This window comes from Agreia sp. PsM10 (assembly GCF_030433855.1).
Taxonomy (GTDB): domain Bacteria; phylum Actinomycetota; class Actinomycetes; order Actinomycetales; family Microbacteriaceae; genus Agreia.
The window spans coordinates 21429-35153 of sequence record NZ_JARUXC010000012.1 but is presented as its reverse complement, the minus strand read 5'-3'; the positions used below and the strand labels follow the sequence as shown (position 1 = coordinate 35153).

At 68.2% G+C, this 13725-nt stretch carries 13 protein-coding genes; 4 read left to right on the top strand and 9 right to left on the bottom strand.

The features are described from left to right. Positions 1–19: 19 nt before the first annotated feature. From QCD70_RS14345 to rsmI, 9 genes are all read right to left on the bottom strand, one after another. Positions 20–1009 carry a nucleoside hydrolase gene (locus tag QCD70_RS14345; RefSeq protein ID WP_301217426.1) on the bottom strand — a complete coding sequence of 330 codons (990 nt, stop codon included), beginning with the start codon at positions 1007–1009 and terminating at the stop codon, positions 20–22. Next, positions 1006–1926, bottom strand: a complete 921-nt coding sequence (locus QCD70_RS14340; RefSeq protein WP_301217424.1) for an ABC transporter permease — start codon at positions 1924–1926, stop codon at positions 1006–1008. The genes QCD70_RS14345 and QCD70_RS14340 overlap by 4 nt, the downstream gene beginning before the upstream one ends. Beyond that, on the bottom strand, positions 1926–2966 hold the full coding sequence (locus tag QCD70_RS14335) for an ABC transporter permease (RefSeq protein ID WP_301217422.1): 1041 nt from the start codon (positions 2964–2966) through the stop codon (positions 1926–1928). The genes QCD70_RS14340 and QCD70_RS14335 overlap by 1 nt, the downstream gene beginning before the upstream one ends. Beyond that, positions 2963–4510 carry an ABC transporter ATP-binding protein gene (locus tag QCD70_RS14330; RefSeq protein ID WP_301217420.1) on the bottom strand — a complete coding sequence of 516 codons (1548 nt, stop codon included), beginning with the start codon at positions 4508–4510 and terminating at the stop codon, positions 2963–2965. The genes QCD70_RS14335 and QCD70_RS14330 overlap by 4 nt, the downstream gene beginning before the upstream one ends. After that, complete coding sequence (locus tag QCD70_RS14325) at positions 4507–5550, bottom strand: BMP family ABC transporter substrate-binding protein (RefSeq protein ID WP_301217418.1); 1044 nt, start codon at positions 5548–5550, stop codon at positions 4507–4509. The genes QCD70_RS14330 and QCD70_RS14325 overlap by 4 nt, the downstream gene beginning before the upstream one ends. 97 nt (positions 5551–5647) lie before the next feature. Next, complete coding sequence (gene rsmA, locus QCD70_RS14320; protein ID WP_301217416.1) at positions 5648–6517, bottom strand: 16S rRNA (adenine(1518)-N(6)/adenine(1519)-N(6))-dimethyltransferase RsmA; 870 nt, start codon at positions 6515–6517, stop codon at positions 5648–5650. Further along, positions 6514–7410, bottom strand: coding sequence for a TatD family hydrolase (locus tag QCD70_RS14315; RefSeq protein WP_301217414.1), 897 nt, complete (start codon positions 7408–7410; stop codon positions 6514–6516). Before QCD70_RS14315 ends, rsmA begins: the two co-directional genes overlap by 4 nt. Before the next feature lie 2 nt (positions 7411–7412). Then, positions 7413–8990 carry a methionine--tRNA ligase gene (gene metG / locus QCD70_RS14310; RefSeq protein WP_301217412.1) on the bottom strand — a complete coding sequence of 526 codons (1578 nt, stop codon included), beginning with the start codon at positions 8988–8990 and terminating at the stop codon, positions 7413–7415. A 38-nt stretch (positions 8991–9028) separates the two neighbouring features. Next, the gene (gene rsmI, locus QCD70_RS14305) at positions 9029–9889 is read right to left on the bottom strand and encodes a 16S rRNA (cytidine(1402)-2'-O)-methyltransferase (protein WP_301217410.1); all 861 of its coding nucleotides are present in this window, start codon (positions 9887–9889) and stop codon (positions 9029–9031) included. A gap of 40 nt (positions 9890–9929) precedes the next feature. Between rsmI and QCD70_RS14300 the strand changes: the two genes are divergently transcribed. The 4 genes from QCD70_RS14300 to QCD70_RS14285 all read left to right on the top strand — a co-directional run bounded on the left by QCD70_RS14300 (position 9930) and on the right by QCD70_RS14285 (position 13700). Continuing rightward, entirely contained in the window at positions 9930–10367 is a 438-nt protein-coding gene (locus QCD70_RS14300) for a GtrA family protein (protein ID WP_301217408.1), read from the top strand. Next, positions 10364–11965 carry a dolichyl-phosphate-mannose--protein mannosyltransferase gene (locus QCD70_RS14295; RefSeq protein ID WP_301217406.1) on the top strand — a complete coding sequence of 534 codons (1602 nt, stop codon included), beginning with the start codon at positions 10364–10366 and terminating at the stop codon, positions 11963–11965. Before QCD70_RS14300 ends, QCD70_RS14295 begins: the two co-directional genes overlap by 4 nt. 29 nt (positions 11966–11994) lie before the next feature. Further along, positions 11995–12996, top strand: a complete 1002-nt coding sequence (locus tag QCD70_RS14290) for a YeiH family protein (RefSeq protein WP_301217573.1) — start codon at positions 11995–11997, stop codon at positions 12994–12996. A gap of 65 nt (positions 12997–13061) precedes the next feature. Beyond that, positions 13062–13700, top strand: a complete 639-nt coding sequence (locus QCD70_RS14285) for a LysE family translocator (RefSeq protein WP_301217404.1) — start codon at positions 13062–13064, stop codon at positions 13698–13700. Positions 13701–13725: the final 25 nt, after the last annotated feature.

The window sequence follows — 13725 nt, the reverse complement described above, 5'->3', positions numbered from 1 at the left end:
CAGCACTCCGAGCGACCGGCTATGCCCTCCCGAGGCCAGCCAGCACAGACACGAAGTCGGCGAGGAATGCCTGCCTGTCGACGTCGAGAACGACCTGCGTGTCGGGGGCGGGCGTGACGGGCCAACTCACGGGCAGACCCTCGTGCGTGCGCAGCAGGTGGGCGCGCGTCGCGAACCCGTCGGTCGTGATGTTGACCGGTCCGCTCAGCGACGACGTGATCCACTCGGGCTGCACGAGCAGCGCTGCGGCCAGTCCGTCGTGGGCCGGTGAGACCCGGCGCCCCCACGAGAACTGATAGAAGTCCATGTAGGCCTCGAGGATCTCGGCCGAGAAGGTGCCCCACTCCGTGCCCGCGCGGTGCAGAGCCTGCACGGCGACCTCGTCGACGATGGTGCCGGCGGTCACGTTCACGCCCACCATCACGAGGTTCGTGCGCGGCGCGGCGAACACCCGGGCGGCGGCCTCGGCGTCGTTATGGATGTTGGCATCCACCATCTGCACAGTGCCGAGCGGAGGGAACGGCCCGGAGCCGCCCATGATGACCGTCGACCGGAACAGCGTCAGCAGCTCGGGCTCGATCTCGAGAGCCAGGCCGACGTTGGTGAGCGGGCCGATCGGCAGCAGGTCGTAGTAGCCGGGGCGCGAGCACGCCAGCTCGACCAGCAACTCGGCCGACGACAGCGGCGACAGGTTCTTCGGCTCCAGCTTCTCGCTGTAGAGGTCGCCGAGGCCGTCTCCCCCGTGCACGTGGCCGGCGATGCGCGGCTCGCCGTTGATCGGTCCCGCGGCGCCTCGAGCGACAAGGGTGTCTTCGAGCCCGGCGATCTTCAGAACACGGGCGATGTTCGCGACCGCGTCTTCGACGGGGGTGTTGCCGTACACGCTCGTGATGGCCGAGATCTCGGCATCGTCACGTCCCGCCAGGTAGAGCAGCGCGAGGGCGTCGTCGATTCCGGTGTCGGTGTCGACGATGATGTGGCGCACGTCGCTCGGCTCTGCTGCGGTCATACGAGGGTCTCCTTGGGTGTGAGGGCGTGCGTGCGTCGGCGCGTCACCACGACGCGCATGATGACGAGAACGACGAGGGTGATGGCGTAGGGCGCGGCGTCGGTGAGCTGCTGCGGGGCGCCGATGCCCTGCAGCCGGAAGCCGAGCGCCTCGGCAGCGCCGAAGCCGAGACAGGCGACGGGCAGCCAGAAGGCCTTGTTGGCGACGAGGATGACCGCGGCGACCGCGATCCATCCGCGACCGGCAGTCATGTTCTCGGTGAAGAGGGTCACGTTGCCGAGCGACAGCTGGGCTCCGGCCAGGCCGCAGAGTCCGCCGCCGAGGATGGTGACCCACGTCTGGTACCGGGCGACGCCGATGCCCAGCGTGGCCGCGGCATCCGGATGCTCGCCCACGCCGCGCAGGCGCAGCCCGCCGGGCGTGAGCCGCAGCCACAGGCCCGCCGCCACGATGAGCACGAACGCCAGCGGCACCAGCACGGACTGCCCGGCGAACACATCGCCGATCACGGGGATGCCCTTCAGGAAGGGCATGGTGCCGATGCCGTCGAGTCCCTGCGGCGCGAACGATCCGGAGGTGTCGAAGAGAACGCGCAGGAGGAAGCCGGTGAGCCCGAGCGACAGCAGGTTCGTGCCGATCGCGATGATGATGGGGTCGGCCTTCCACCGAGCCGCGCCTACGGCGAGAATCACGGAGTAGATGGCGGTCGAGAGCACCGCGACGAGCACTCCGGCCCAGGCGTTTCCGGTGTAGTAGCTGCCCGCGACGGCCGCGAACGCGCCCCACAGCATCTGCCCCTCGAGGGCGATGTTGAACACGCCGGCCTGCGCGCACAGGGCTCCGGCCAGGGCGGCGAAGAGGATGGGCGTCGCACTGGTGAGCACGGCCGCGACGAAGCTCCACTCGAAGATGCTCATCAGCTGTCCTTTCCGGCGCCGGCCCGCCGACGGTCGAGAACCACGCGCAGCGCGAGGATCACGATGACCACGCCCTGCAGCACGTCGGAGAGTTGACGGGGAACCTCGGCGGTGCGCTCCATGCTCGCTCCCCCGACCTGAAGGATGGTGAACAGGATGGCGGTGACGGGCACGAGCGCCGGTCGACCGCCGGCGAGCAGGGCCGCCGCGAGTCCGGCGAACGTGTAGCCGGGCGAGATGAGCGCCCCGTCGATGAAGCGGTAGGGCGACGAGAGCACGATGATCGCGCCGACGAGGCCGGCCACGGCTCCGGCCGAACCCATCGCTCCGAGCGCGAGTCGCCCGGGCTTGAGGCCGGCGTACTCGCCGAAGCGCCGGTTCGCTCCGGTGACGCGCAGCTCGAAGCCGACGGCCGAGCGCGAATCGACGATGTAGAAGATCACCATGACGGCGATGATCAGCAGCAGACCGACCGTGGTGTAGCGCAGGTCGCCGAGGCTCCAGATGTGCGCGTCCTCCGGCAGCACGGGCGTCTGGGCGTTGCCCGATCCCTTCTCCGCGAGGGGAAAGCGCACGAGGTACGACGCCACGGCCACGGCCACGGGCGACAGCAGCAGGGTCGAGATGATGATCGGGATTCCGAAGCGCGTGGCGAGCGGCGCCGATACGGCCGCGAAGCCGCCGCTCACGAGCATCGCCGCGATCAGCGCGAGGGGCACCGCGACGATTCCGGGCAGGCCGAGCTGACTGGCCACGACGTAGGCGGTGATGCCTCCGAGGACGAGCTGTCCGTTTCCGCCGAGGTTGAACTCGCCCATGCGAAGCGGGATGGCGGCGACCAGTCCCATGCCGCAGATGAAGCCCCAGACCGAGAACGTGTAGTCGAGATTGCGCACGTCGAGCGACCCCTGCAGCACGGCCGCGTAGGCGTCGATCGGGTTGAGCCCGGCCAGCAGGATCACGACGGCGCCGATGAGGATCGCCAGCACGACGGCCCCGATGGGCACGACGGCGGGATGCCGGGTCAGTCTGGCGATCATGCTGTCCACTCCTCCCCGGCCGCCGCTGCGGCTCCGGCCATGGCGGCACCGATGCGCTCGGCGCTCGCCCGCGACCGGTCGAACTCGGCCACGATCTCGCCGGCGAACATCACGAGAACCCGGTCGGCCAGGGCCAGCAGCTCCGAGATCTCATGCGAGACGAGCAGGATGCCGCGGCCCGACGCCCGATAGTCGAGCAGGCGCCCGTGGATGGCCTCGATGGCCCCCACGTCGACGCCCTGGGTGGGCTGCTCGGCGATGAGCAGCGGGGCGTCGAACGACAGCTCCCGAGCGATCACGACCTTCTGCGCGTTGCCGCCGGAGAGCGAACCGACCGGCTGCTTCTCGCCCGAGGTGCGGATGTCGTACGACGAGATCTGCTCGCTCGCGCGTGTGCGGGCGGCGGCCAGAGACATCCAGCCCCTGCCGAAGCCTGTCGGCCAGCCGATCGGCGGCTGCCTGTGGTGGCCGAGCGAGAGGTTCTCGGTGATCGACATCGTCACGGCACTGCCCTCGCCGCGCCTGTCTTCGGGGATCACCGCGAGGCCGGCGGCCCGACGGGCGGCGACGGGCGCGCCCGTCATGTCGTGGTCGCCGAGCCGGATGCGCCCGGCCGAGACGGGGGTCGTTCCGAGGACGGCGGCCACGAGATCGTGCTGGCCGTTTCCCGAGACGCCGGCGATGCCGACGATCTCGCCGCGGCGAACCGAGAGCGAGACGTTCGAGACCCGCTCGAGGCGGGCATCCGTGACCGACACGCCCTCGACCTCGAGGACGGTCTCGCCGAGCGTTCCCGTTCCCGGGTTGGCGACGATCTCGACCTCGCGGCCGGTCATGGCGCGCACGAGCTCGGCCGATGTGGTGTCGGCCGTGACGAATCGACCGGAGACCCGGCCGTCGCGCAGCACGGTGACCTCGGTCGACACGTCGAGCACTTCCTGGATCTTGTGGGTGACGAGCACCACCGTGGTGCCGTCTTCGGCAGCCCGCCGGATCACGGTGAACAGCGAGGTGACCTCGGAGGGGGTGAGCACGGCGGTCGGCTCGTCGAGGATGAGGATGCGGGCGTCGCGGTGGAGGGCCTTGAGGATCTCGACGCGTTGCCTCGCTCCGGCCGACAGGTCTCCGACCCGGGCCTGCGGATCGGTGTCGAGCCCGTAGCGATCGGCGAGGCTGCGCACCCGCTCGGCTGCGGCGGCACGATCGATGCGGCCGCCCCGGGTGGGCTCGGCGCCGAAGACCACGTTCTCGGCCACGGTCATCGAGTCGAAGAGTCTGAAGTGCTGGTGCACCATGCCGAGTCCCGCGGCGATGGCGTCGAGGGGGCTCTGGAAGGAGCGCGTCTCTCCGTCGACCACGATGTCGCCCGAATCCGGGCGCACCAGGCCGAACAGGATCGACATCAGGGTCGACTTGCCCGCACCGTTCTCACCCATCACGGCGTGAACGGTGCCCCGGGCCAGCACGAGGTCGATGCCGTCGTTCGCCACGACGGCATCGAACCTCTTGCTGATCGCTCTCAGCTCTACTGCGGCGGTGCTCATCCGGCGGTGAGGGGATCCTCGACGGTGATCTCACCCGAGACGATCTGGTCGCGCACTTCGGCGACCTTCTCGATCACATCGGGGTGCTCGGCGATGAGGCACTTCGACGACGCGACGTCGTCTTCGAGCCCGGTCACGCCCACGCCGCCCTCGGCGAGGCCGTACGACTTGAAGCCGCCGCCGTTGCCCGCGAAGATGTCCTTCACCGCGTTCTCGACCGCGACGTCGACGCGCTTGATCGAGTTGTCGACCACGTTTCCGGGCGACTCGAGGCACTGGTTGGAGTCGACACCGAAGGCCTTGAAGCTGCCCGCGGCCGCGGCCTCGAACACACCGAGGTTTCCGGCGGAGGCCGCCGCGTTCACGTAGTCGGCACCCGAGTCGGCGATGATCTGGGCCTGCGCCTTGGCGCGGGCCTGGTCACCGAAGGGGTTGTCGCCGCCCACGTACTGCTGGGTCGTCTTGACCTCGGGGTTCACGCTCTTGGCCCCCGCGAAGAAAGGGTCGATCCAGCGGTGGATGAACGGGGTGTCGAGGGCGCCGATCGCGCCGATGCTGTTCGTCTGCGTGAGCAGGCCCGCTTCGACGCCGATCAGGTAGTTCGACTCGTACTCCTTGAACACGGCGGCGGTGAGGTTGTCGGTGGGCTCCTCGGCCGACGTGTCGATCAGCAGGAACTGCTGGTCGGGGTTGTCGGCGGCTGCGGCCGTGACCTGGTCGAGCACGCTGAACGAGACGCCGATGATCACGTCGGGCGCGGCACGCACGGCCTCGTCGATGTTCTGCTGGATCGACGCCGGGTCCTTGCTCTCGTAGATGTCGACCTTGGCGCCGTTCGCCTTGCCGGCGGCTTCTGCACCCTCGACGGCGAGCTTCAGGAAGTTGTTCGAGCCGACGGCGGTCGGCGTGATGAGGATGATCGACTTGTCGAGCGACGCGTCGTCGGACGAGCCGGCATCCGACGACGAACAGGCGGAGACGCCCGCGACGAGCGCGGCCGTGAGGGCGACGGCGCCGATGCGCCGAGTGAGAGTGGACATAGGTGTCTCCAGGGTTGCTGTCGGGAGGGGGTGCGATCCAACGCTAGCAAGGGTCGAGGGGGTCGATTCACCTCCTCGTCACAGACGGTAACGGGTGTCAGGCCTCGGCCGAGGCGCGACCGATGCGGTGGAAATCCTCCATCGTCAGCGCTTCTCCACGCATCGTGGGTTCCACTCCGGCGCGCTCGAGCACGGCCTGGGCATGCTGCGTGTCTCCGAACACCGGGATCAGCGACTGCCGCAGCATCTTGCGGCGCTGCTGGAAGGCTGCATCGACGACCTCGAAGGTGCGCACGCGCACCTCCTCGGTGTCGGGAAGGGTCTCGTGGCGCTGGAACGACACCAGCACCGAGTCGACGTTGGGAACGGGCCAGAACACCTGCCTGCTCACGTTTCCACTCGTCTTCCAGTCGCCGTACCAGGCGGCCTTCACGCTCGGGCTGCCATAGATCTTCGATCCGGGAACCGCGGCGAGCCGGTGTCCGACCTCGGCCTGCACCATCACCACCCCCGACTGGATCGACGGGAAGTGCTCGAGGAAGTGCAGCAGCACGGGAACCGACACGTTGTACGGAAGGTTCGCGACCAGCCGAACCGGCGCATCCGGCAGGCTCTGGATGCTCATGGCATCGTCGCGCACGACCGTCAGGCGGGCATCGGGCTGCAGCGCGCGAACGGTGTCGGGAAGCTGGGCGGCGAGTCGTTTGTCGATCTCGACGGCCACGACGCTCGCTCCGGTCTCGAGGATGCCGAGGGTCAGCGACCCGAGGCCCGGCCCGACCTCGACGACGGTCTCCCCCGGCTGCACGCCGGCGACGCGCACGATGCGCCGAACCGTGTTGCCGTCGATCACGAAGTTCTGCCCGAGCTTCTTCGTGGGCGTCAGATCGAGAAGCTCGGCGAGGTCGCGGATCTCGGCGGGGCCGAGGAGCTTTCCTTCGACAGGCTCAGGGAGCGGAGGGGTCATTCGGCGATCACCGGCTCGGAATCCCACGTGCCGTAGACCAGTTCGGTGTTCGAGGTGATCTGCGCCGCGAGCATCGACACGTCGGTGCCGAGATGCGACGCCATGAAGCGCAGGGTGTGCGGCAGCAGGTAGGGGGCGTTGGGCCGCCCGCGCAGCGGCGTCGGAGTGAGGAACGGCGCATCCGTCTCGACGAGCAGCAGCTGCCTGGGCGCCACCTCGAGCGCGTCGCGCAGGTTCTCGGCGTTCTTGAACGTGACCGTTCCGGCGAACGACATGTACCAGCCGTTGTCGGCGCAGATGCGGGCCATCGCTCCGTCGCCGGAGTAGCAGTGGAACACGGTGCGCTCGGGCGCACCCACCCGCAGCAGCGTCTCGATCACGTCGTCGTGCGCGTCGCGATCGTGGATCTGCAGGGCGAGACCGTTCTGCTTCGCGATCTCGATGTGCGCCTCGAAGGAGCGGAACTGCGCAGCCCGCCCCTCTTCGCCCGTTCGGAAGAAGTCGAGCCCGGTCTCGCCGATGGCCCGAACCCGCGGACGCGTCGCCAGCTCGGCGATCACGGCGAGCGCATCGTCGAGCTCGCCCGCCGCGTCGTACCGAGGCGCCTCGTTCGGGTGGATGGCCACGGCCGCCAGCATGCGCGGCTCGCGTGCGGCCTGCTCGGCCGACCAGATGCTCGACTCGACGTCGCCGCCGACCTGCACCACTCCGCGCACCCCGACGCTCGATGCCCTGTCGAGCTGCTCGAGGTAGTCGAGCACCTCACGCTCGGGCACGTCGTTTTCGTCGTCCCCCGAGCCTGTCGAAGGGGGCGGGTCCAAGTGCGTGTGATTGTCGTACACACCCACCACGAGGGGTTCGGGCAGCGGCGGATAGCTGTGGTCGGTAGGCACGACTACGCGCCCGACCCGTCGGACTCGCTCGACTCGATGCGCGGGAACAGCGGCTGGAGGGTGGAGACCGTGGTGCCGCCGGCCCACTCGAATGCCGAGCGGATGGGCTGGTCGGAGACCGAGCCCGCACCGTTCAACGCGGTCCAGAGCTTGCTCGAGGCCTCGGGGATCACGGGCGAGAGCAGCACGGCGAGCGTGCCGATTCCTCGTACCGCCGTGTTCAGTACGGTTCCGAGCCGCTCGCGATTCGCCGGATCCTTCGACAGTGCCCACGGCTCCTGCAGGGTGATGTACCCGTTGAGCTCGTCGACGAGCTGCCAGATCGAGGCGATGGCCTCGTGGATGGCGAGTCGAGAGATGGCCTCGTCGGCGGCGGCCGTCACCCGCACCTCGGTGTCGCGGATCGCCTGATCCGGCGCATCCAGAACCCCGGCGTCGGGAATGACGCCGTCGAAGTAGCGGGTGACCATGGCGATCACGCGCGAGGCGAGGTTGCCGAAGCCGTTGGCGAGCTCGGCCTGGTAGCGCGCCGACAGGTCCTCCCAGCTGAACGAGCCGTCCTGGCCGAAGTTGATGGCGCGCAGGAAGTAGTAGCGGAAGGCGTCGGAACCGAACGTGTCGGTGATCTGGTTCGGCGCGATGCCCGTGAGCTTCGACTTCGACATCTTCTCGCCGCCGACGAGCAGCCAGCCGTGGCCGAAGACCTGCTTCGGAACCTCGAGCCCGGCGGCCATGAGCATGGCGGGCCAGATCACGGCGTGGAAGCGGGCGATGTCTTTTCCGACGATGTGCGTGGCGGGCCAGCGGCGGGCGAACGCCTCGTCGTCGTGGCCGTATCCTGCGGCGGTGATGTAGTTGAGCAGGGCGTCGAACCACACGTAGACCACGTGCGACTCGTCCCACGGAACCTTGATGCCCCAGTCGAACGTCTGGCGCGAGATCGACAGGTCGGTGAGGCCGCGTCGCACGAACGACACGATCTCGTTGCGCACGCTCTCGGGCTGGATGAAGTTCGGGTTCTCCTCGTAGAGGTCGAGCAGCCGCTGGCTGAACTCGCTCATGCGGAAGAAGTAGTTGCGCTCCTTCAGCAGCTCCACGGGCTTCGAGTGGATCGCGCAGACCTTCTGGCCCTCGTACTCTCCCGTGCCGTCGACGAGATCGCTGTCGGCCTTGTACTCCTCGCAGCCCACGCAGTAGTAGCCCTCGTACTCACCGGTGTAGATGTACCCGGCGTCGAACAGGCGCTGCAGGAAGAGCTGCACGTTGACCTCGTGGCGCTCATCGGTGGTGCGGATGAAGTCGTCGTTCGAGATGTCGATGGTCTTGAGCAGGGGCTGCCAGGCCGTCTCGACGAGGCGGTCGGCCCACTCCTTGGGCGTGACGCCGTTGGCGGTGGCCGTGCGCAGGATCTTCTGACCGTGCTCGTCGGTTCCGGTGAGGAACCAGGTGTCGTCACCTGCCTGCCGGTGCCAGCGCGCGAGGACGTCTGCGGCCACCTCTGTATAGGCGTGCCCGATGTGGGGCACGTCATTCACATAGAAAATAGGCGTGGTGATATAAAACGAGGAGCCGTCGGACATGCTCCCCATCATAAAGGCGCGCCTCCGCGTGTTACGCGCTACAGAAGCGGCAGCTGCGCCTGCTCGTTCGCCGGAGTGCGCCCCGTGCGATGCTCCAACGCCGCCTCGTACAGGTCGCGCCGCGACAGCCCCGTCGCCTCTGCGATGGCGGCCGACGCGTCCTTCAGCCTCGTGCCGTCGGCCACGAGCTCCAGCACCTGGGCCACCCCCGTGGGCAGGTCGACCTCGAGTGGCTGCGCCCCGGCCACCACGATCACGATCTCGCCTTTCACGCCGGCCTCGGCCCACTCCAGAACTTCGGATGCAGTGCCGCGCTTCACCTGCTCGTACAGTTTCGTGAGCTCCCGCGCCACGGCGACGCGGCGATCGGCGCCGAGCGCGCTCACGATGTCGGCGAGCGAGGCGGCGATGCGGTTGGGCGACTCGAAGAAGACCATCGTGCGGGGCTCCCTCGACAGGCCCTTCAGCACCTGCAGCCGCTCCCCCTGCTTGCGGGGAAGAAAGCCCTCGAAGGTGAAGCGATCGGTGGGCAGGCCCGAGACCGCGAGCGCCATCAGCACCGCCGACGGACCGGGGATCGCGGTGACCTCGACACCCGCGGCGACGGCGGCGGCCACGAGGTGGAATCCGGGATCCGACACGGTCGGCATGCCGGCGTCGCTCATCACGACGAGGTCGGCCGTGCGCGCGAATTCCACGAGCTCGGCCGCCTTCTCCCTCTCGTTGTGATCGTGCAGCGCCACCAGCCGGGGCCGGTTCTCGAGATTCAGGGCGCGCAGCAGCTTGATCGCGACACGCGTGTCTTCGGCGGCGATGAGCTCGCAGGCCTCGAGCGTCTCGACGAGCCGCACCGACGCATCCTTCAGATTGCCGATGGGCGTGCCCGCGAGGATGATCATTGCCTAAGAGTATCGAGCAGTCGTGAGACAAGGAGTGGGCATGAGTTTCGGCCGACTCCTCGGCACCCTGTGGCGCAGCAAGGTCGTGCGGTTCGGCGCGCTCGGGGTCGCGAACAATCTTCTGGCGTATGGACTCTTCGCGGTGATGACGATCGCGGGGGTTCCCGCCATCGCGGCCGCCAGCATCACCTATGCGCTGGGCATGATCGTGAGTTACGTCGGCAACCGCTCATTCACCTTCGCGCACGCGGGCAGCGCGCGACGCTCCGTGGTGAGGTTCCTCGTCGTCAATGCGGTCGGCTACGGCATCAACGTCGCCATCCTCGCGATCTTCGTCGAGCATCTGGAATTCGATCCCCTGCTCGTGCAGCTCGCGGCGATCGTGCTCGTGGCCGGCTTCATCTTCGTGTCGATGCGCTTCTGGGTGTTCGCTGACGACGAGCCGCGTGTGAAGAAGCCTTTACGATGGGGCACGTGACCGACCTGCAGAGCCCTCCTGTTATCGCGCCCGAGCCGACCGGTTCGCGACTCGACGACTGGTGGGGGCGCATGCTCTCGACGCCTCAGAGGCAGCGCCTCTGGACCTGGGGCGGGCCGATCGCGGTCACCCTGCTGGCGGCCGTCCTGCGACTGGTGAACCTCGGGCACCCGCACTCGCTTGTCTTCGACGAGACGTTCTACGTCAAAGACGCCTACACGACCCTGCGCAACGGCTACGAGTCCTCGTGGCCTGCCGACGCCGACGAGGCGTTCAACGCGGGAGACACCGACGGCTTCCTCCAGCAGGGGTCGTTCGCCGTCCACCCGCCCCTCGGCAAGTGGGTGATCGCCCTCGGGCTCGCCGTCTTCGGCGCCGACTCGAGCGTGGGCTGGCGCATCTCGGTCGCGGTCTGCGGAATCCTGCTCGTTCTGCTGACCACGCTCGTGGCCAAGAAGCTGTTCCGCTCCACCTTCCTCGCGACGGTCGCCGGATTCCTGATGGCCATCGACGGCCACGCCATCGTGATGAGTCGGGTGGCGCTTCTCGACGGCATCTTCGCGCTCATCGCCCTCGCCGGCGTCGGCGCGGTGCTCATGGATCGGGAGTGGCACAACCGCCGCCTCGACATGAAGATCATGGCGGCCGAGAAGCGCGGCCGGGTACCTCAGTGGGGCCCTGCCCTGTGGTGGCGCCCGTGGGTGCTGGCCGCAGGCATCCTGTTCGGTCTGGCATCGAGCGTCAAGTGGTCTGGGCTGTACTTCCTCGCGGCCTTCGCCGTGTATCTCGTGGTCGTCGACGCCCTCGCGCGGCGCCGCGCGGGCCTTCCCCTCTGGGCGGCCGGTGCGATCCTCAAGCAGGGTCCGGTCACGTTCCTGCTCACCGTGCCGGTCGCGATCGTCGTCTACCTGTCCACCTGGTCGGGCTGGTTCCTCACCTCGGGCGGAATGTACCGCCAGTGGGTGCAGTCCTCGGGCGAGTACTGGACGGGCCCTCTCGCGTGGGTGCCCAACTGGGCGCAGAACTTCTGGCATCTCGAGGCTGCGGTCTACAACTACCACGTCAACGAGCACACACCGCATCCCTATCAGGCGAATCCGCTCACCTGGCTGTTCCTCATCCGCCCCACCCAGATGTACATCCGCACGATCGAGAACGGTCAGGGCGGCTGCGGCGCCGACACCTGCTACGAGAACATCACGTCGATCGCCAACCCCATCATCTGGTGGGCAGGCACGGCGGCACTGCTCTATCTCGTCTATCGTCTGATCCGCAAACGCGAATGGGTCGTCGGCTTCATCCTCATGGGAATGGCCGCGGGCTACCTGCCGTGGCTGCTCTACATCAACCGCACGATCTACCAGTTCTACACGATCGCTTTCGAGCCCTATCTGATCCTCGGGCTGGTCTTCGTGATCGGGCTCGCGTTGGGCAGACGCACCGATCCGCGATGGATGCGTGTGGGCGGCGTGCGTGCGGTGATCGCGTTCCTCATCATCTGCGCCGCGGTCAGCGCCTTCTTCTATCCGGTCTGGACCGCGCAGTCCGTTCCCGGATGGTTCCTCTCGCTGCACTACTGGCTGCCCTCGTGGCGGTAGGGCGAGCCCTGCCCGCCTGGCTGCCCGGCATGTCTGCGGCCGGAGCGGCCGCGCTCGCCGCTTTTCTCATACACCTCGCGGTTCCCGCCGTTCCGTTGCTGACGGCTGCAGTCGCCCTCGGCATGATCGTCGCTCAGATCCCCGCTCTGCGACCGCTGCTCGACGGCCCTCTGAAGCCGGGCCTCTCGCTCTCGGCGCGGCGGCTGCTGCGCATCGGCATCGTGCTGCTGGGCCTCAAGCTGAGCCTCGTCGACATCGCCGGCCTCGGCGTGGTCACCATCGTCGCCATCGTGATGGTCGTCGTGCTCACCTTCGGCGTCACGCTGCTTCTCGGCCGCATGCTGGGTCTGCCCGGCCGCCAGCCGCTGCTCATCGCCGCGGGATTCTCGATCTGCGGCGCATCCGCCGTCGGTGCCATGAGTGCGGTCACGCGCGCGAAGGATTCCGAGAGCGCGACCCCCATCGCGCTGGTGACCCTCTGCGGAACCCTCGCGATCGTGCTGCTCCCCCTCGCCCGCATCCCGCTCGGCTTCGACGCATCGGAGTTCGGCACCTGGGTCGGTCTCAGCGTGCACGACGTGGGCCAGGTCGTCGCGACCGCCCAGATCGCCGGCCCGGTCGCCCTCTCCGCCGCCGTGGTCGTGAAGCTCACCCGCGTTCTCACGCTCGCCCCGATGGTCGCGATCGTGGGGGCGGTCGAGCGGCGCCGCGCCCCGCTGTCTTCCGGCTCGGCCGACTCGGCCGTCGACGAACGCTCGTCGAAGCGCCCGCCGATCGTGCCCCTGTTCGTGCTCGGATTCCTGGCCGCAGTGCTCGTGCGCACGCTCGTTCCGCTGCCCGCCGGGGTGCTCGAGGTGGCCGACGTTCTGCAGACGGCCCTTCTCGCCACGGCCCTGTTCGCGCTCGGTACGGGCATCCGGTTCGCCGAGCTGGCGCGCACGGGGTGGAGGGCCCTGATCGTCGGCCTCGGCTCGTGGGTCTTTATCGCGGCTCTGTCGGTCGTCGCCGTCTGGGTGACGACCCACGGCTGACCGACGAGCCACGGCACACGCGCTACATTCGATTCACGGCAGCCGGCCGTTGATCGGAGCACACCATGGTCCCCACCGCCAACCTCGTCGCCTTCGCCCTTGCAGCGTTCGCGCTGATCGTCATCCCTGGTCCGAGCGTGCTCTTCGTCATCGGACGCTCGCTCTCTCTCGGCCGGAAGGGCGGCTTCCTGAGTGTGCTCGGCAACGCCCTCGGTATGCTCCCCGCCGTCGCCCTCGTCTCCCTCGGCGTGGGCTCCATCGTGGCCGAATCGGTCATCGTCTTCACGATCATCAAGTTCATTGGCGCGGCATATCTGATCTATCTCGGCGTCCAGGCTGTCCGCCACCGCAACGACCACACAGACGCCTCCCCTGCAGCCAAGATTCGACCTTCGTCATTTCGGCTCCTGCGCGAGGGATTCATCGTCGGCGCCACGAACCCCAAGACCATCGTCTTCTTCGTCGCCGTCCTGCCTCAGTTCGTCGACTACGCCCACGGAGCCATTCCTCTCCAGATGGCCGCTCTCGGAATGATCTTCTTCACGATCGCCCTTGCCAGCGACTCCGTCTGGGCCTTCACTGCAGGGACCGCTCGCGCCTGGTTCGCCCGCAACCCGAAACGCCTCGCCCGAATGAGTGCCGGCGGCGGAATCATGATGATCGGTCTCGGCGGAGGCCTCGCCCTCACCGGGAACAAGGCCTGAGCGCTGACGGACTATCGCGGATGAA

What these genes read in the sequence shown, in the direction of transcription:
- QCD70_RS14345 (WP_301217426.1), bottom strand. Translation starts at nt 1,009, where the DNA reads ATGACCGCAGCAGAGCCGAGCGACGTGCGCCACATCATCGTCGACACC.
- QCD70_RS14340 (WP_301217424.1), bottom strand. Translation starts at nt 1,926, where the DNA reads ATGAGCATCTTCGAGTGGAGCTTCGTCGCGGCCGTGCTCACCAGTGCG.
- QCD70_RS14335 (WP_301217422.1), bottom strand. Translation starts at nt 2,966, where the DNA reads ATGATCGCCAGACTGACCCGGCATCCCGCCGTCGTGCCCATCGGGGCC.
- QCD70_RS14330 (WP_301217420.1), bottom strand. Translation starts at nt 4,510, where the DNA reads ATGAGCACCGCCGCAGTAGAGCTGAGAGCGATCAGCAAGAGGTTCGAT.
- QCD70_RS14325 (WP_301217418.1), bottom strand. Translation starts at nt 5,550, where the DNA reads ATGTCCACTCTCACTCGGCGCATCGGCGCCGTCGCCCTCACGGCCGCG.
- rsmA (WP_301217416.1), bottom strand. Translation starts at nt 6,517, where the DNA reads ATGACCCCTCCGCTCCCTGAGCCTGTCGAAGGAAAGCTCCTCGGCCCC.
- metG (WP_301217412.1), bottom strand. Translation starts at nt 8,990, where the DNA reads ATGTCCGACGGCTCCTCGTTTTATATCACCACGCCTATTTTCTATGTG.
- rsmI (WP_301217410.1), bottom strand. Translation starts at nt 9,889, where the DNA reads ATGATCATCCTCGCGGGCACGCCCATCGGCAATCTGAAGGATGCGTCG.
- QCD70_RS14300 (WP_301217408.1), top strand. Translation starts at nt 9,930, where the DNA reads ATGAGTTTCGGCCGACTCCTCGGCACCCTGTGGCGCAGCAAGGTCGTG.
- QCD70_RS14290 (WP_301217573.1), top strand. Translation starts at nt 11,995, where the DNA reads ATGTCTGCGGCCGGAGCGGCCGCGCTCGCCGCTTTTCTCATACACCTC.
- QCD70_RS14285 (WP_301217404.1), top strand. Translation starts at nt 13,062, where the DNA reads ATGGTCCCCACCGCCAACCTCGTCGCCTTCGCCCTTGCAGCGTTCGCG.